Consider the following 17,656-nt stretch of genomic DNA (forward strand, 5'->3'; position numbering starts at 1 on the left):
TTGGGTAGTCTATGGAAAAGATGTATCAAAATTTGGTCGTTTATAGGGGACATCAACATGCGTAATGTGATTATTATTACATTTTCTTCCATTTTAGTGGCCTTTGCTTATAATTTTTTGTTAATTCCTCATGAAATTTTAAGTGGGGGATTAAGCGGTATTGCCATTATGCTTGGGATTATTACTCCGCTGAATACCGGGGTGCTAAACCTACTACTGAACTTGCCCTTGCTTATTTTAGGTGTGATGAAGCTTGGGAAACGATTTATTAGCTATACGATTTTATCGGTGGCTGTTTTATCAGTGAGTTTATATATTATTCCGATTTACAAGGCGACACAAGAGCCCATTCTTGCTTCCTTATTTGGTGGAGTCATCGTAGGTGTTGCCATGGGATTGATTTTCCGAGCAGCAGGCTCCTCTGGGGGCTTCGATATTATTGCCATGCTTTTAAGCCGTAAACGTGATTTTCCGCTTGGTACTTTAATTGCTGCTATGAATGGTATCGTAGTGGCAGCTTCAGGCTTTGTCTTTAGTTGGGATGCAGCGCTATTAACGCTTGTTTCCATTTATGCAACCGGAAAAGTAGTGGACACGATTCATACAAGTCATATTAAATTAACCCTTATGATTATTACGAATAAAGGCGAAGAGGTTAAACAGCAATTATTAGAAAAACTTCATCGTGGGGTAACGATCATCGATGCGAAAGGAGCCTATTCTGGCGAAGGCCGTCAAGTATTAATTACGGTTATTACACGCTATCAACTGGCTGATGTGAAAAGTACGATTAAAGAAACCGATCCTAAGTCGTTTGTGAATATTTTGCAAACAACCGAGGTGATGGGGATGTTTGATCGTGGTACAAGTAAATAACGCTATCCTCAACACATGTTTTCGATTATACTTACTATAATCGAACGTGTGTTTTTGTTTTAGGGGTAACTAGTTAATGTTGAAAGGGGAATGGAAATGGAAAAGGAAACGATTCATGCAAATTGTCTTCAGCTGCAAGGAACAACGTATGACTATAAGGAAGAATGGCAAGCAGATCGCTATCTTATAGGTGGGAAGATGTATGCCATGATTGGAGGAAATGCCACAGGTCGGCCAGTGCTAACGTTAAAATGTGAACCTGCGCGAGCAGAGGAATTACGAGAAGCCTATACCAGCATTATACCTGGCTACTATATGAATAAAACGCATTGGAACTCCATTTATATGGATGCTGAAGATGTTCCGATGGATTTGGTAGAGAAACTTATTAAGCATTCGTATGAACTTGTTTTCAGTAAATTAACGAAAAAAGCACAGCAGGAAATTTGCCTATTGGAAGCAAAACAATAACAAGACTTATATGAGTAAGGGATAGCGCATCTACCTTTATTATTGGTAAATGCGCTCATCTTTGATCAATTATAACCGCGCTCACCATAAGGATTTAGCGTATCGAGCCATTTTTGCTCTAGCTTTTCAAGCTCTTTTTTGGCATCGAAATAACCCTCTTCCTTCTTCTTTAAATACTCAACGATTTTCACCTCGAAAGCTTCTTGACCAAATGAATTATAGTCCGCTTGAAGCTCCTTGTTCGTATGTGTATTCGTTTTGAGCATAAACTGAAAACCATTTAAACGCTTCAAATTATTAAAGCTACCGACAAATACTTTATCTGTTTGTGTATTCGTCATAGTAAAAACGCCCGCTTCAATTTTCATGTCCTTATACATTTCTTTTAGTTCTTTTTTATGATCCATTTTAATGACCTGCCTTCTTATTTTTTAACCCAGTAAGCACTGCCGTCAGATTGGCGGTCCAGAAAACCGTATTCAATTAAGTAGCGGCGTATATGAACATAGTCTTCATACATGGGCTTGATGATTTCATTCAATTCTTTTTCTGTATATTGTTTTTCTTTGTCAAAAAGCATTGTGATGGCACGAAGTACTATAATTTTTTGTTTTTCACGCTTAGGAAAACGAACTAGCTCCTTACCAACACCGTGTGGGAATAATTTCGCCAATACTTGTTGTTCTTCTGAGAGAGTGACGTTATAGCGATCGTCAACCATTGTAGCTGTTTTATGAATAGACACAAACGTATCCTCCTTTCGATCTTGTTCCTTCAGTAATTCCATCATTACTAACAACGTCTTGGCTTGACGTTCTTTTTCCTTTAAAGCAAAGCGGTGATGACGAATAGTCGTGGCACTGCCAATTTCTAATTCCTTTTTTATTTCCTGATCTGATTTACCTTCATAAAATAAGCCTAAAATATGACTTTGATGCTCAGTTAAGCCGGTCATTTTTTTATTGAGACCATTTAAGTAATGAAAAACAGACTGGTGTGTAATCGTAATATGATGCTGCATCATTTTTTCGGCTTCATACAGTAAGCCGTCGTAAGGGTAAATAATTCCTTTTTCTATTTCTTCTCCACATAGTAGACAAGTGAAATGTGTCTCATCGTCGATATAACCCTTTTTTAGATTATCGATAGGCGCTTGCCAAAATAGTTCATTTACATCCATTAGGAATCCTCCGATAAAAACAAACGATTTTTATTTTTGTTTGCTTATTTATTATTAAAATAACAAATTGTTTATGATAAAGCAATAAAAAACACATCGTTTTCTAAACGATGTGTAAAAACGTTGGCAACTATTTATTTATATTTTCTTTTAAACAAAAGGAAGGAGGCGATCGCTAGGACGAGGATTGTACCAATGATAATGATGATGCTCGTTGAGGCACTAAGGGTATTACCATGAAGCTCGTAGACAATACCATAATTAATTTTGTAGTCATTCACATAGGAGACCGGTGTACCCTCAAAGACATTGGCAATGGAGCTTTCCATAAATGTGTTTCGTAAGAGTAATGTAGTATGACTAACTGGGAAATACATAATTAAATTTTGTGCAAAGCTTGGTAGAGCACCGAGTGGGACATAAACACCGCATAAAAATCCGAGTAGTGTACCGACAATAGTTCCTAATGTTGAGAAGGCATTTTGTGTCGACACAAACAAGGAAAGAAATAGATTCAAGACACTTGCGAGTAAGACAGATAATAAGATAATGCCAAGTACTTGAACAAAATGTGCAAGGCTTAAAAGCTTACCGCCTGTTGCTACGATAAAAATTTCACAGCCAATTAATGCGATAAAGGAAAAAATACAGCCAATTATTAATGCATTGAGTACATAGCTCATTTGTATTGTGGCGCGGGAAAGAGGGGCGGTTAAAAAATCGGCCATTGCCTTTGATTCCTGATCCTTTATGGCGATACCGTATGCACTAAGTGTTGACGAAACGGCAATCATCGATAGTAACCCTGCTACAACCCATTCGTTCACCATGGTAATCACTTCAGGTGTGGCTTCCGTGATTCGTTCAATTGCATCTACCTGCATTTTTTGGAGGAATAAGGCGTAAAGCACGATGACTATAATCACCGATAGTAGAGAGAAGAACACTTGTGTTTTATCTCGTCTAAATACTTTACTATTTCGTTGTACTAAGCTCATTAAGGCTTCCATTATGCAACATCCTCCTCTGCCATAATATGAAGAAAGACATCATCCATCGTTCCTTTAATCACTTCAAAGGAGGCGATGAGTGGCTCCGCTTTCTTTAAAAGGGAGAGAGCTTGTAGAGTGGACTCTAAACGGATTGTATAGATCTCCTGTTTCTCGGTATAGGTAATGGCGTGTTCTTCCAGCCATTTAACACCGTCTAGTGGATTATTGAAAACAACGGCCATAGAGTCATAGGCATACTTTGTTTTCAACGCATCAGGCGTACCTTGTGCGACAATTTTTCCTTCCTTTAAAACAAGGACCTGATGGGCGACTGCCGCTTCCTCCATATAATGGGTCGTTAAAAACACAGTCATATTCGTTTCGAGTTGAAGCTGCTTGATGGCCTGCCAAACTAATTGTCGAGTTTGTGGATCTAAGCCGGTTGTAGGTTCATCTAGAAATAATATAGTTGGACGATGAATAAGTGCACGTGCAATGTCTGCTCGTCTTTTTTGACCGCCTGATAAGGTTCCATATTTTTGCTTTTCAATATCCTCTAAATGCAAATAGGAGGAAACAAATTGATAGTTTTCAGCAAGCTGTGTTTTTGATAATCCATATGTTCTGCCTCGGTGTAGAATGTTTTCCTGCACAGTTAAACGATCATCTAATAAGCTTTGCTGAAACACAACACCAATGGATTTACGGATATCTGCGTTATGATTGCTGACATCTAGTTTAAAGTTATTGATAGTGACATTGCCGCTGGATTTTTTTAATAAAGTACAAAGGATTTCAATTGTTGTCGATTTGCCAGCACCGTTTGCTCCTAAAAAAGCAAAGAGGGTACCTCGTTCAACCGCAAATGAAATATCATTAACCGCATGATGATCACCATATTGTTTACATAAATTCTCTACTTTTATTGCGAAGGTCATCCAGATTATTCCTTTCTTTTTCGGATTTCTCGATTTATTTTTTCAATATCATTTAATTGAAGGATATAAAGAATACACCAAACGATGATGTAAATAACGGCTTCAGAAAGCAGCACATATTTCACACCAGAATGCATAAACCAACCACCAAAATAGCCAGCAATTAAAACACAGATTGTCACAGCGATTAAATGCAAGAGTAGCTGCACCATAAAAGGGATCGATTCAATCTCAAAAATACCAGATATAAGTCCGATGGCAATGCCAAGTATGGCTGCAATAACAATTTGCTCTAGTAATTCTGTGCCTGACACCATCGCATTATTTGATAGGACGCTAAATGTCACTAAGACATATGAAGAGCTAAGGGATATGAGTAGTCCGATAATCATCATGCTTACATATTTCATGCTATAGATCCCTCCCAATACCTAAGTGTCGCTTCAATTCTTTTATATATTTACGACTAACATGAATGGTTACATCATTTTCAAGCAGTAATTGTGTTGTACCGATTTTGCCCATTTGAATAGAGGAGATTTTATGGATATTGACAAGTGTAGATTTACTTACTCGTACAAAGTCCTTTGAAAGCTGTGCCTCTAGTTCATATAATTTTCGTTTAGACTCAAACTCTTGCTCATTCGTTTGTAAAAATACTTTGGCATCCTCTGCATAGATGGAATAAATATCAGAAATTTTTAGTAGATGAATTTCTTGTTGAAAGTACCCATCTAGCATAGTCGTTTGGGACGCTTGTAATTGCTGCATGAGTCTTTCAATTTGTTCGTTGTATTCTTTCGCATGTATATGAACCTCTGTTTCTTCAAGTTCATGGTGAATAGTCAAATGAATTTTCATAGGAGGCCTCCTTTATTTTCCCCTCAAAGGGAAAACGCTGAATCAGGTAATAATAATGTAGCATAGATAATTTTAGCAAAGGTAAATTATTGGATAAGAGGTTCAATTTTATCGATAACAGGTTATTTTTTAACGATAGCAAACCATATAAAAGTCGCTTCAATAGAAAAAAAGGTTAAGAAACGTCATAATATAGTTATCTAGTGTTGTAAGGGGTTGCTAGTATGTTTGTTTTTGGTAGGCATATGTTGATTACATTATGCATTGGCCTCATAGGTGCTGTCGTTTTTCAACTACTTCATATACCAATGCCTTGGTTGCTAGGCGCTATTACAGCTGTACTTATCGTGCAATTGTCGACCAATGTACAATTGAGATGGCACTCTTCCTTCCGTAATTTTGGCTTAATCGTAGCAGGGTATTCTATCGGCTTTGCCTTTACTCCAGAAGCGGTGCAGGATATTAAGCTTTTTTTAGGGAGTATTGTCGTTATAAATGTGATTTTTATATTATTATTTTTTGGTGTCAGTTATTTAGTAGCCAAACGTACAGATTTGGATTTTGCAACGGCATTGACATGCTGTGTACCTGGTGGCATGGCACAGGTTGTGGCTTTTGCTGAGGAGCAAGGCGATATGGATATGGTGGTCATTACATTCTTTCAAATCCTCCGTGTTCTTTTAATCGTCGGCTTTGTCCCGCTAATGTTGACAGATGTTGGTGGAAACAGCACTATGAACAACGGAATGTATACATGGGGCCTTATCGGTATACTAATTGTTTGTGGCTTAGCAGGATGGATTGCTCAAAAGCTTAAAATTCCAACAGGTTATATGCTCGGCCCAGTATTTTTATTGATGGGTATTAATATGGTGGGGATAGAAGTGCCTAGAATACCCATATCTCTTCTACATATTGCTCAATTGATGGTTGGAATCCATATCGGGTTATTGTTGAAAAAAGAAGATTTACATTTATCAAAGAGGCATATTTTTTATGCATTTGTATCAGCTGGCATTTATATAGGAGCAGCGTATGGCTTAACATTTTTAATGAAAAGTTTATACAGTCTCGACTTTAAGACAGGCTTTTTAAGTATTGTGCCTGGGGGACTTGATCAAATGGGGATTATTGCGGCTTCTGTACATGCCAATGTGACAATCGTCACAGCTTTTCAACTCTTCCGAATCCTAGTGATTTCAATTTTCCTTGTGCCTGTGGTCAAAATGTTTGTAAAAAAAGTGAAAACATGAGGGATAGTGATCAACTAATCCCTCATGTTTTTTTGCTGGTCGATTTAATATTTAAATTGATGGATTAAATCTTGCAATGTTTCGGCATTCGCTGTTAGCTGTGACGCTGCCTGATTAATATCATCCATTGATAGAAGATTCGTTTCAGCAATTTGTGTGACGATTTTTGATTGTTCACGTGCATCCATAGCAATTTCAGCCATAATCTGTGTTGAAGCATTCGCCTGTTCAATTCTTGCATACAGCTCTTCGGCAATGCCTGACACCTCTTGAATTTTGAGTGTCACAAGTGACACCTTTGTAGTAATATCTGCAAAAGCCTTGCTAGTTGTGTAGACCACCTCAGCGCTTGTAGTGGCCTCTTGTTTACTTTGCTGCATATACACCCGTGCTTCCTTAGACAGTTGTTGCATCGTGTGAATCGTCTCTGTAATTTCTGCTGCGGAGATTTTGGATTGTTCGGCAAGCTTCCGAACCTCTTCTGCAACCACTGCGAAGCCCTTGCCATGTTCGCCCGCACGAGCCGCCTCGATCGATGCATTGAGGGCTAATAAATTCGTTTGATCAGCGATGGCATGAATGACCTCCACAATCTCATCTATTTTATTGGCATGTGTATCAAGTGCTGCAATGGCTTCTGCACTTTCCTGAACGGCATTGGTCATAGCACGCATTTGAAACTGCATATTATGTGCGGCATCCTCACCATGCTTGGCCGTATCGAAGGCATCCGACGCATAGGAAGATACCTCACTATTAGTTTCTGTAACTAGTTGAATTCCACCAGCAATATCTTCCATCGCTTCGGCATTCTCATGAGCACTATGCTTTTGAGTACTTGCACCACTTGCAAGCTCCTGCATATTGGCTGTTAATTGCTCCGTTGTTGTCGTGGTGGAACCTGCCGTTGCAGATAATTCCAGTGAGGATGCAGACACTTGATTGGCTGTTGCATCTACTTGTTGCATCATACTACGTAAAGTTGCCAGCATGGCATTAAACGACTCTGCCACATGGCCGATTTCATCCTTTGATTGCACTAGTAGCTGCTGCGTTAAATCACCTTTCCCAGCAGAGATCGTTTCTAGCTGGATGTTTAATTGCTTTAAAGGTCTGACAATGCCACGAATAAAGAGCATACCTGCAATGACTGCAATAAGGGCTGAGATGACAGCGATAATTCCAGTCTTTAATAACATCTTTTGTGCGACTACATCAATATCAGCGGAAGGTACCCCAGCAAAGAACATGCCAATCGTTTCGCCGTTTTTATTTTTAATGGGCTCGTATTTTGTAAAATAGGGGTTGCCTAGCACTTCGGCAGTACCCGTGTACGTTTTCCCTTGCTGTAAAACAGTGTCAGCTACTTTTGGGTCGACCGTTGTTCCAATAGCACGTTGTCCATCTATGACAATATTTGTATTAATTCTCGTTTCTCCAGCGAAAATTGTAATGGCAGCCTGTGATAATTCTCCTAAAGTATCAATAAGTGCCGTTTCATTGGCTACGTTTACATTGCCTTTGTAAAGCTCACCATTTTTTAATTGCCATTCACCAGGTAATGTTTGGTCGAGGTTAAGTATACTTAAATCTAAAATTTGATGGAGCCTTGTATTGTACTCATCTCGTAATGTTTTTTTCATTTCGGTTGTGTTCATAAGACCTATAGCAATGAGTACAAATCCAATAATAACCACAATTAATAAGCTCATTTTCTTTTGCATACTTAGCTTTTTCATGAAATGTCCCTCCACATTCTCCGTAAAAAACCCTACTACCAATCGCCTAAATATTGATATAATTTGGGAAAAAATTTCTATTTTTTATTAGTATATAACTAGTGTGCCAGTTTGTATATTTATAAAATAAAATGATTGTTCATTTATCCCCTTTTCAAATTATCTGAAAAATGGTATTATATGTTTAACTATATTGAACGGAGGTGAAAAAGAATGAATAAAAACGCTACGGACACATGTATAAAAGTGGATACAGCTATGTATTTTGCACGTGTCATTACTTTCGATTTTGCGAACAACGGGATAGGTCTGTCCATTTTTAAGCAAAATCAAATAACTAACGTAGCGAATTAACCATTCTTTTTCACACATTTTAATGAGAAAAAGACTGCTTGTTAATGAGCAGTCTTTTTTGTGTTGTCAAGATGTTTTCGCGCGTTTCATTGGAGGAAAAAACGATGCAAATGAAAGCTGAGCAAATACAAAAAATTATGGGTGGCAATATATTATTTGAGAATTTACAACTGGAGGTAAATAGTGGGGAGCATGTTGCTATAGTTGGCGTAAATGGTAGTGGTAAAACAACTTTATTGCAGCTTCTATCGGGTGTAGATTTTCCCGATCGGGGACGTATCATAAAAAGTAAAGATGCCACAGTCGGCTATTTACATCAAATACCAAATTATCCGGGTCATTCAGTAAAGAAAGTGTTAGAAGAGGCATTTGCTGATATTTATGCATTAAAGGCTAGAATGACGATACTTGAGCAAGAGATGCAGTCAAACGTAACGGATAAAATTTTATGGCAATATGGGCAAGTACAGGAGCAATTCATGCTACAGGGGGGCTATGAGGTGGATGCCCAATTAGCGATGATTGCAAATGGGCTAGGCATTATGGAAATGTTGGCACAGCCATTTAGTAGTTTAAGTGGTGGAGAGAAGACGAAAGTAATGCTTGGGCAAATTTTATTGAGCCAGCCAGCTATTTTATTGTTAGATGAACCAACGAACCATCTTGATATGCAGGCAATCGAATGGCTTGAAAATTACGTACGCAGCTTTGAGGGAATTGTCATTGTCGTCTCTCATGACCGCCAATTTATGAATCAGATTGCACATAAAGTCATTGAAATTGAAGATGGAGAGGCCTTTACGTACACAGGTAATTACGATGCGTTTATAGCACAAAAAGAGGCAAAGATTGAACAGCAATTTGCTGATTATGAAGAGCAGCAGAAGAAAATTAAGAAAATGCAAGAAACGATTAAACGATTAAAACAATGGGCTAATGAAGCAAATCCACCAAACGCTTCTATGCATAGACGTGCGAAAAGTATGGAAAAAGCATTAGCACGTATCGAACGGGTGAAGAAGCCTATATCAAAAAAGAAAATGAATCTCGCTTTAACGATGGCTGAACGCAGCGGTAAAGAGGTAGTGCAATTACAAGACATTTACCACGGCTATGATAAGCCTTTATTGATAGACAGTAACCTAGCTGTCTACTTTGGAGAAAGACTAGCGATTGTTGGGAACAACGGTAGTGGTAAATCAACGTTATTAAAAATGATGTTAGGGGAAATCGTTCCTAATCGCGGTGTTTGCCATGTAGGTAGTAATGTGAAAATTGGTTATCTATCTCAGCAATTGGAACATAAAAATCCAGCTATCCGATTAATTGATGCGTTTCGTGAAAATGTAGCGGTGTCTGAGGCCGAAGCACGCCATATTCTCGCACGATTTTTGTTCTATGGCTATGATGTCTTTAAAAAAGTGAAGAATTTAAGCGGTGGAGAAAAAATGCGCCTTCGGTTAGCTCAATTAATGCATGAGGATATTAATGTGCTCATTTTGGATGAACCAACGAACCATTTAGATATTGAAGCAAGAGAGGTATTGGAGGATACGCTAGAAACCTTTGAGGGAACCATTATTGGTGTGTCCCATGACCGCTACTTCTTACAAAAAATATTTACCAAAACAGCATGGCTAAAGGATCAAACTATTCATGTTTTTGAAGGAGATTATGAGTGGGCTAGACAAAAACTTGAGGAGCTCTGGGAAAAAATAGTAGTTGAAGTTGAAAATGAAGCGGCACCTAAAATACAATCTGTCAAAAAAGAGCTAACGATTGAGCAACAAATTGAAAAACTAGAGGCAAAACTAGAGGAACCTTCACTTGCTAAAGAGCAACGGCAAAAGCTCGAACAGCATATAGAGGAGTTATATGAAAAATGGATGGAAGAGGGAACGGAACATGCTTAATTTAGAACACATTATGCAGCTTGATATAGATTATGTAAAGAGTTTTAGTGAAATGGAGGCATGTAAAGAAGGAGTTTTATTCTATAATAAGGCAATTCCGACCTATTATGATGCTAATCATGCACATGTTTGGCGAAAGATCGAAAAACCTGTTCAGTTTTTAGAAGATATAAAAACGTTCTATCAATCTAAGTCGCTTATCCCACGGCTGTATTTATATAATCTTGAGGATAATCAAGCGTGTATAGAGTCTTTAGAGATGCATGGCTTTCAATATGAGCAGTTCGTCAATGAAATTCAGTGCTGGAATGGTGAGTTTCGTCAACTCTCACCACATCCAGCGATCAAAATTGAACGGGTAACAGAAGCAAATTTGAACGAAGCCTTGGCAGTGGAAATGAGCATTTCTGCTTTTGGAGATCCTGAATTAATTAAAATGGCCTTTGAGCAAGCGTATTATTCGCCAAGCTTTACGTACTATTTATTAAAACTTGATGGGGTGCCATGCTGTTCCGCAAATCTATTTGTGTCAGGAAATCAAGGAAGGATTGAGAGTGTAGCAACAATTGAAAGCCATCGAGGTCGTGGTTTAATCGGCTATATGTTGCAGCATATCCAACAGCAGTCAGTGAATCAGAAGCTTGAGCAGCTTTGGATATGGCCAATTACCGATCAAGTTGCTAAAGTCTATGATAGGTATAACTTTAAATCGGTTGGATCCATTGCCTCCATTCATGCATTTACAGAAGGTAAAAGTATTCAAGATATACGACAAAATTCTTAATCTAACATATATAAAAACCCGCCAAATTCCTGTGAAATTTAGAATTTGGCGGGTTTTTTAGTATTGTACTTGCCAATTATGATTACATGTCGCTTGGACAATGGGCTGTTTTAACAGATAATCGGCAATTAGCTCGGTCATATCAATCTGAATCTCTTTCACAACAGGGCGATTTCTTAAAAAGTCAAAATTTCCTGCACCAGTCGCACGATAACTACTCATTACGACATCGAACTCTTCCTCCCTATTTATAGCTGCACCATGATATGAAAGTTTGGTAACACGTTCACCAATAGGCTTTGAAATATCCAAGATATACTCAATACCTTCCCACATATCATAATTATAAGGTTGCGCCTTCGGGAAAAGGAATGAATCCGCTACATGCAATTGACCTGCTGTTACCGTAAAATAGCTAGCGGATTGTTCAAGGGCAAGTAAAATGTCCTGTCCTGAGAGTCGAAGTACTTTTAATGTATTAGCGTAAATATAGTTTGTCACAATGTCACGCATCGTAACGGCTTGTTTGAAGCCACCTGGTTCATCATGAAAAAGAGCTGTACAGGAAATAGATGCCTCCGACACAGCCATTTGAATGCGGTTGATAAATTCAATATAGGGATGTTCCTGAATGCGCGCAAGAAATGGATCTTCAATTTGTAAATCTCCTTGGATCATGCCGATTGTTTCATCTAACCATGCTTCGGTTTTTTCAAAGGTTGGTGAGATGATCTGACAAACAGCATCATGAGGTTGCGTATGCTCTGAACTATAAATGAGCGATGGGGTATGACAAATCGATTGGATTTTTTGCTGATGATCCATGTCAATTTCTAGCTCTATTTTAGCGATACAAACGCCCTTCGTCCCAGGTTGAACGACTGATTTTCCCATAATGGTTGTGCTAATTTCACGATGCTGGTGGCCAGAAATAATAATGTCTACTTCTTCTATTTCAGCACACATACGGTATCCTTGATTTTCTCCATCCTCAGCTTCAAGTAGTTCTCCTGATTCAAGATCTCTCTCGAATCCACCGTGATAACATAAAACTAGAACGTCAATTTGTTCATTAGCACGAATCCATTTTGCCCAGTAGCTAGCACTTGAAAAGGCATCTTCAAAATGAAGTCCTTCAATGTGAAGAGGTTCCTCCCACTTAGTAACAAAATGTGTTGTCACACCTAAAATGGCTATTTTAATGCCATCTATTTCTTTAATGATATATGGCTTTGTAAATGGTCTCCCATCCTTGGTCACGATATTGGCGCCTAGCCAAGGGAAATGTGATTGGTGAATCACCGATTGTAACGTCTGAAGTCCATAATTAAATTCATGATTACCGAATACGATGGCATCATATTGAAGCTCATTGGCCACCTGAATCAAAGGATTCCGTTCCTGCGTATGAAATTTTTGATGATAAAAGGTCATGGGACTGCCCTGAATAAAGTCACCATTATCAATTAAGATGGTTGGCATTTCAAGCCTTTTTTCTTCAATAATTGTTGCAAGCTTGGCTAACCCAAGCGCTTCATTTCGATCATGTCGAAAGGTTGTGGGCATGATATAGCCATGAATATCACTGGTTGCAAGTATTTGTATCGTTTTCGTAGACATAATAGATCCTCCGATCATTAGTATATCCATAGTATATAAAGTAATTTCGTAGGAAGTTAGCTTATTTACACTATCAAAATATTATTTTACCAAGTAGAAACATTAATTTACGCGCTATTAACACTAGGAAAATATTTACTGTATATACTGAAAAAGCATTTCAAAAAGGGAGGATAACATTTTGAAGAAACTACTATTTTTCACGTTAACATGCATGCTTACTGTGTTCCTAATGGCATGTGGAAATGAAGCTTCGGACACATCTAAAGATAATAAAACGACAGATGTGGCTGCAGAGGCAAGTGGCAATGAGTCTATAGATAATTTATCGATTGGCTTTGTACCTTCTCGTAATCCAGATGAAATTATTACGGCAACCGAACCTTTAAAAGGTTTGTTAAAGGACGAGCTTGCGAAACTAGGTTTTGATGTAGGTGAAATTGATATTACCGTTGGAACTAATTTTGAAGCAGTAGGGGAAGCCTTGTCTGCAGGTACTACAGATATTGGCTTAATACCTGGAGGGACTTATGTGTTATATGATGATGGCGCAGAAGTAATTTTAACTGCTACACGTGCTGGATTAAATAATGATTCTGATAACCCAGTGGAGTGGAATAACAATAAACCAACAGCACCAACGACAACACAGGCTACATCATATAGGGCTATTTTAGTGGCAGGTCCATCTGAAAAAGGTAAAGCATTAGCAGCGAAAGTGAACAATGGTGAGAAATTAACGTTTGAAGATTTAAATAATGTCACGTGGAATGTTATGTCCTCTTCTTCACCAGCAGGCTATATTTACCCTACATTATGGTTACATGAGAATTTCGATAAAACCATTCCTGATTTAGCGAAGGTTGTTCAAGCTGATTCTTATGGGAATGCCTTTGGACGTTTAGCTGCTGGACAAACAGATGTCTTGGTCACTTATGCAGATGCACGTCGTGATTATGAGGAAAGCTGGCAAGGAGATTTCGGACGCACTGCTTCCATTTGGGATGAGACGGATTTAATCGGGGTAATGCCTGCCATTTATAACGACACTATTAGTGTAAGTAAAAATTCCAAGGTCATGACTGACGACCTGAAGAAGGCAATTCAGCAGGCCTTCATGAATATTGGTAACACAGATCAAGGTAAGGAAGTAATTGCTATCTATAGTCATGAAGGCTATCAGGAGGCAAAAGACAGTGACTATGACAACGAGCGTAAGGCACAGGAATTAGTGCAAAACCTCGGTTCGAAATAAGGGAATGAAGAATCTGCGTGGCCTGCGGTTTACTCGCAGAAAGCAGATTCTTCTTTTATATTTTCTAGATAGGGAGCGGTTCAATGATTGAGTTTAAAGAGGTAGAAAAACGTTATCCGAATGGCTTTCTTGCCTTAAATCACATTAATCTACAAATTGAGCAGGGCGAATTCGTGGCCATCATCGGTTTGTCCGGTGCTGGAAAATCAACATTATTACGCTGTATTAATAAAATGCACGACATTACTGAAGGTACATTGCGTGTCAATGAAGTCAATGTGCAGCATCTGAAGGGCAAGGGCATCCGTAATTTACGCAGAAATATTGGCATGATTTTTCAATCTTTTAATCTTGTGACACGTGTGTCGGTCTTGAAAAACGTGCTCGTATCCTTTGTGCCGAATATGCCAGTATGGCGAAAAGTTTTAGGCATATTTACGCAAGAAGAAAAGCGACAAGCATTAATGGCACTCGATCAAGTCGGTATTTTGGATAAGGCGTATGTCCGTGTCGACCAATTATCCGGGGGGCAACAACAGCGTGTGGCATTAGCTCGTACACTTGCACAAAATCCGCAAATTATTTTGGCGGACGAGCCTGTTGCGTCACTTGACCCTGTAACAGCTAAACAAGTGATGGACGATTTTAAACGAATTAATAAACAGTTCAACATGACCATAATTATTAATATTCACCATGTTGACTTGGCATTAGCCTATGCGACACGCGTTATTGGTGTACGGAGCGGTGAAATTGTATTTGATGGGCAGGCAAGTGAAATAACTGAGGAAACGCTTGCCTTCATTTATAACACTACGAACCAAGGGAGAGGCGAAACAGAACATGTCATGGAAGATGCGATCACCGAAAAAAATAGTTTTGCCTAATGGAAAAGAAGTGCTGGAGAAACGCTCATTCCTGCCTGTGTTGTGGCTATTAATAGTTGTACTACTTTTTCTTTCAATTCGTATTACGGGCTTTAGCATAGAGGTGCTTGTCCATCGAATTCAAGAGTTCTTTGTCATCCTACAGCAGATGATTCCACCTAATTGGGACTACTTATCAAAGCTATGGCAGCCGCTATTTGATACGATTAAAATGTCCTTATTTGGCTCTGTAGCAGGTGCTTTAGTTGCGTTACCTATTGCCATACTTGCTGCCACTACTATCACGAAATATAAAGGAATCGCCATGGTAGCTAAATTTATGTTAAGTCTACTACGAACGTTGCCTACTTTGATTGTTGCCTTAATAGCGACGTTTATTTTTGGGCTTGGAACGATGGCTGGTACAGTGGCGATTTTTTTATTTACTATAGCGTATGTAGGGAAACTATTATATGAACAAATAGAAAATGCCAATATGGGGGCATATGAGGCAATGCATTCAATGGGCCTCACAACAATTCAAGCATTTCGTTATGCGATTATGCCGCAAATTTTACCCAATTATCTCTCCACCTCGTTATTTTGCTTTGAGGGAAATGTTCGTTATGCGTCGATTTTAGGGTATGTAGGTGCAGGAGGAATTGGGTTACTTCTGAATGAAAGTTTGGGATGGCGAAGCTATGAGAATGTGGGGATGATCCTTCTCATGCTGGTTTGTACGGTTTTTCTAATTGAAACAACAAGCGAATATTTCCGCAAAAAATTAATGTAGAGGTGATGTAATGAATGCTATCGACAAGCAATTACAACTACAACCAAATCGACGCATGTCATACATCATGACAATGATCATACTTAGTTTATTATTTATTTGGTCTGTAACCGCCATTCATTTCGAGAATGTTTCGGCAAGTGGTACGAAAATTGCAAAAAATATCTTCGTAGGCTTGCTGAATCCTGATTGGTCATTAATAATGAATGTGACAACTGAAGGTATACCCTATTTATTAATCGAAACAATGGCCATAGCGTTTCTAGGTACTATTGTAGGGGCATTGCTAGCGATCCCTCTAGCCTTTTTATCCGCTTCTACTATTGTACCAAAGCCTGTTGCATTTATTGTTCGCTTTCTATTAATTATTATTAGAACCATACCTGCCATCGTCTATGGACTAATGTTCATTCGTGTAACAGGCCCTGGACCATTTGCAGGTGTATTGACTATGTCATTAACATCTATCGGAATGCTGTCAAAGCTATATGTGGATGTTATTGAGGACTTAGATAAAAGTATACTAGAGTCGATGGAGGCTATTGGTTGTACGTTAATGGAAAAAATTCGTTTTGGTATATGGCCACAGCTAACGGCGTTATTTACATCTATTGTCATTTATCGCTTTGATATGAATTTGCGAGATGCAACTGTACTCGGTTTAGTGGGAGCAGGAGGCATCGGTGCACCCCTAATTTTCGCTATGAATTCGTACAAATGGTCAGAGGTAGGTGCCATCTTATTAGGGCTTGTTGTTCTTATTTTACTGGTGGAGTATGTTTCAAATCGTGCACGTACTAAACTGGTTAAAGGATAAAATTTTTAGAAGGTAATAGTTAGTAAAATTCCTGAATAGTATCGACTATTCAGGAATTTTGATTTATTCTTATAAAAGAGGAATTTTCATTGATTATAAGTTTTTTACTTGAAAAAATACCGTATTCGATTTATTGTCTTTAGAGATACTTGTTTATGGACTTGGAGGATATGGAATGCACGGAATTTATATACGCTATAATGTCTCAAAAGAAACTTCAGCAGCAAAATGGCCCAAAAAAATGGATGCATTTGCTTATGTTCAACGAGAAAAACCACAACAAGATAATGACAACTTGCTGTCACCAGAAGAGCTAAAAAACCATGCAATTCGTTATATTAAAAGCTTAAAAGACAATGCAAGTGAACATTTAGTAGAGCAACGTAACGGCGAAATAGAGCATTTTGATCGTCGCTATATGGAGTCCTTAAAATTAAAGGAAAGCATTGATTCACAGCTGATTAATCTAGAAGAAATCCGTTTATTGCTGCAACTAATGAATGTTTTAAATTTATCGCATGCCTTCGGAGAAAATGCTGGAAAGCTCCTACGTCAAATTACACCATATGCAAAAGAGGTAGAGCATCCAACATTCCAAACTACTCGTGTGGAGCGCCATTTTTATTCAGAATTAATCGAACCAATAGAAGTCATTTACACACGCATTATGCGTCAGCACAATCCATCAACTACAGAAATGCAACATTCAGAGAAGCTCTGGACAACAGTCTGTGAGCAAGCAATAGAGAAGGTAGAAACCCGAATTGAACGCTTATCTTCTATCAAATTAAAACATGAAAACAATTTATTAGAGTTTAATCATTTAAAACAACAAAATATCGAGGCAAAGGAACGCCTAGATTTAGCCGTTCATGAATTGGATGAGATTTTAAATGTACTAGAATCTTAAAAAAGCATGTCGGCCGATTGAAATTTCAGTCGGT

General features: G+C 38.4%; 19 protein-coding genes. 11 read left to right on the top strand and 8 right to left on the bottom strand.

What is annotated here, in order from left to right; genetic code table 11:
* The first annotated feature begins 57 nt into the window (after nt 1–57).
* Both C9J29_RS05235 and C9J29_RS05240 read left to right on the top strand, forming a co-directional pair.
* On the top strand, nt 58–876 hold the full coding sequence (locus tag C9J29_RS05235) for a YitT family protein (protein WP_107921764.1): 819 nt from the start codon (nt 58–60) through the stop codon (nt 874–876).
* Between the two features lie 96 nt (nt 877–972).
* On the top strand, nt 973–1,347 hold the full coding sequence (locus C9J29_RS05240) for an MmcQ/YjbR family DNA-binding protein (RefSeq protein ID WP_089985524.1): 375 nt from the start codon (nt 973–975) through the stop codon (nt 1,345–1,347).
* Between the two features lie 65 nt (nt 1,348–1,412).
* On the opposite strand, the gene C9J29_RS05245 is transcribed toward C9J29_RS05240, so the two are convergent.
* The 6 genes from C9J29_RS05245 to C9J29_RS05270 all read right to left on the bottom strand — a co-directional run bounded on the left by C9J29_RS05245 (nt 1,413) and on the right by C9J29_RS05270 (nt 5,318).
* Nucleotides 1,413–1,754, bottom strand: a complete 342-nt coding sequence (locus C9J29_RS05245) for a GIY-YIG nuclease family protein (RefSeq protein ID WP_008174341.1) — start codon at nt 1,752–1,754, stop codon at nt 1,413–1,415.
* 17 nt (nt 1,755–1,771) lie between these two features.
* Complete coding sequence (locus C9J29_RS05250) at nt 1,772–2,527, bottom strand: DUF2087 domain-containing protein (protein WP_008174339.1); 756 nt, start codon at nt 2,525–2,527, stop codon at nt 1,772–1,774.
* Nucleotides 2,528–2,661: 134 nt separating this feature from the next.
* Nucleotides 2,662–3,537, bottom strand: a complete 876-nt coding sequence (locus tag C9J29_RS05255; RefSeq protein ID WP_089985527.1) for an ABC transporter permease — start codon at nt 3,535–3,537, stop codon at nt 2,662–2,664.
* Nucleotides 3,537–4,457: an ABC transporter ATP-binding protein gene (locus tag C9J29_RS05260; RefSeq protein WP_107921765.1), complete on the bottom strand. Its 921-nt coding sequence runs from the start codon at nt 4,455–4,457 to the stop codon at nt 3,537–3,539. The genes C9J29_RS05255 and C9J29_RS05260 overlap by 1 nt, the downstream gene beginning before the upstream one ends.
* A 5-nt stretch (nt 4,458–4,462) precedes the next feature.
* Nucleotides 4,463–4,867, bottom strand: a complete 405-nt coding sequence (locus C9J29_RS05265; protein WP_008174333.1) for a DUF3021 domain-containing protein — start codon at nt 4,865–4,867, stop codon at nt 4,463–4,465.
* Between the two features lies 1 nt (nt 4,868).
* Nucleotides 4,869–5,318 (bottom strand): LytTR family DNA-binding domain-containing protein, encoded by a 450-nt coding sequence (locus C9J29_RS05270; protein WP_089985532.1) that lies wholly within the window; start codon nt 5,316–5,318, stop codon nt 4,869–4,871.
* A gap of 224 nt (nt 5,319–5,542) precedes the next feature.
* Here C9J29_RS05270 and C9J29_RS05275 point away from each other — a divergent pair, with 224 nt between their 5' ends.
* Nucleotides 5,543–6,571 carry an AbrB family transcriptional regulator gene (locus tag C9J29_RS05275; protein WP_089985534.1) on the top strand — a complete coding sequence of 343 codons (1,029 nt, stop codon included), beginning with the start codon at nt 5,543–5,545 and terminating at the stop codon, nt 6,569–6,571.
* A 44-nt stretch (nt 6,572–6,615) separates the two neighbouring features.
* On the opposite strand, the gene C9J29_RS05280 is transcribed toward C9J29_RS05275, so the two are convergent.
* Nucleotides 6,616–8,310, bottom strand: coding sequence for a methyl-accepting chemotaxis protein (locus tag C9J29_RS05280; RefSeq protein WP_096363922.1), 1,695 nt, complete (start codon nt 8,308–8,310; stop codon nt 6,616–6,618).
* A 213-nt stretch (nt 8,311–8,523) separates the two neighbouring features.
* Here C9J29_RS05280 and C9J29_RS24215 point away from each other — a divergent pair, with 213 nt between their 5' ends.
* The 3 genes from C9J29_RS24215 to C9J29_RS05290 all read left to right on the top strand — a co-directional run bounded on the left by C9J29_RS24215 (nt 8,524) and on the right by C9J29_RS05290 (nt 11,361).
* Nucleotides 8,524–8,664 (top strand): RAxF-45 family protein, encoded by a 141-nt coding sequence (locus tag C9J29_RS24215; protein WP_008174324.1) that lies wholly within the window; start codon nt 8,524–8,526, stop codon nt 8,662–8,664.
* Nucleotides 8,665–8,768: 104 nt separating this feature from the next.
* Nucleotides 8,769–10,577, top strand: coding sequence for a ribosomal protection-like ABC-F family protein (gene abc-f / locus C9J29_RS05285; protein ID WP_107921766.1), 1,809 nt, complete (start codon nt 8,769–8,771; stop codon nt 10,575–10,577).
* The gene (locus C9J29_RS05290; RefSeq protein WP_089986641.1) at nt 10,570–11,361 is read left to right on the top strand and encodes a GNAT family N-acetyltransferase; all 792 of its coding nucleotides are present in this window, start codon (nt 10,570–10,572) and stop codon (nt 11,359–11,361) included. Before abc-f ends, C9J29_RS05290 begins: the two co-directional genes overlap by 8 nt.
* A 57-nt stretch (nt 11,362–11,418) precedes the next feature.
* On the opposite strand, the gene C9J29_RS05295 is transcribed toward C9J29_RS05290, so the two are convergent.
* On the bottom strand, nt 11,419–12,981 hold the full coding sequence (locus tag C9J29_RS05295; RefSeq protein ID WP_237068752.1) for a bifunctional metallophosphatase/5'-nucleotidase: 1,563 nt from the start codon (nt 12,979–12,981) through the stop codon (nt 11,419–11,421).
* 181 nt (nt 12,982–13,162) lie between these two features.
* Between C9J29_RS05295 and C9J29_RS05300 the strand changes: the two genes are divergently transcribed.
* The 5 genes from C9J29_RS05300 to C9J29_RS05320 all read left to right on the top strand — a co-directional run bounded on the left by C9J29_RS05300 (nt 13,163) and on the right by C9J29_RS05320 (nt 17,622).
* Nucleotides 13,163–14,236: a PhnD/SsuA/transferrin family substrate-binding protein gene (locus tag C9J29_RS05300; RefSeq protein ID WP_237068753.1), complete on the top strand. Its 1,074-nt coding sequence runs from the start codon at nt 13,163–13,165 to the stop codon at nt 14,234–14,236.
* A gap of 83 nt (nt 14,237–14,319) precedes the next feature.
* Nucleotides 14,320–15,123, top strand: a complete 804-nt coding sequence (phnC, locus tag C9J29_RS05305) for a phosphonate ABC transporter ATP-binding protein (RefSeq protein WP_008174314.1) — start codon at nt 14,320–14,322, stop codon at nt 15,121–15,123.
* Nucleotides 15,080–15,895: a phosphonate ABC transporter, permease protein PhnE gene (gene phnE / locus C9J29_RS05310; protein WP_164908685.1), complete on the top strand. Its 816-nt coding sequence runs from the start codon at nt 15,080–15,082 to the stop codon at nt 15,893–15,895. The genes phnC and phnE (C9J29_RS05310) overlap by 44 nt, the downstream gene beginning before the upstream one ends.
* A gap of 10 nt (nt 15,896–15,905) precedes the next feature.
* Nucleotides 15,906–16,712: a phosphonate ABC transporter, permease protein PhnE gene (gene phnE / locus C9J29_RS05315; protein ID WP_096363930.1), complete on the top strand. Its 807-nt coding sequence runs from the start codon at nt 15,906–15,908 to the stop codon at nt 16,710–16,712.
* A 175-nt stretch (nt 16,713–16,887) separates the two neighbouring features.
* Entirely contained in the window at nt 16,888–17,622 is a 735-nt protein-coding gene (locus C9J29_RS05320) for a hypothetical protein (protein ID WP_043989737.1), read from the top strand.
* Nucleotides 17,623–17,656 lie beyond the last annotated feature (34 nt).

The sequence above is a fragment of the Lysinibacillus fusiformis genome, from assembly GCF_003049525.1.
GTDB lineage: Bacteria > Bacillota > Bacilli > Bacillales_A > Planococcaceae > Lysinibacillus > Lysinibacillus fusiformis.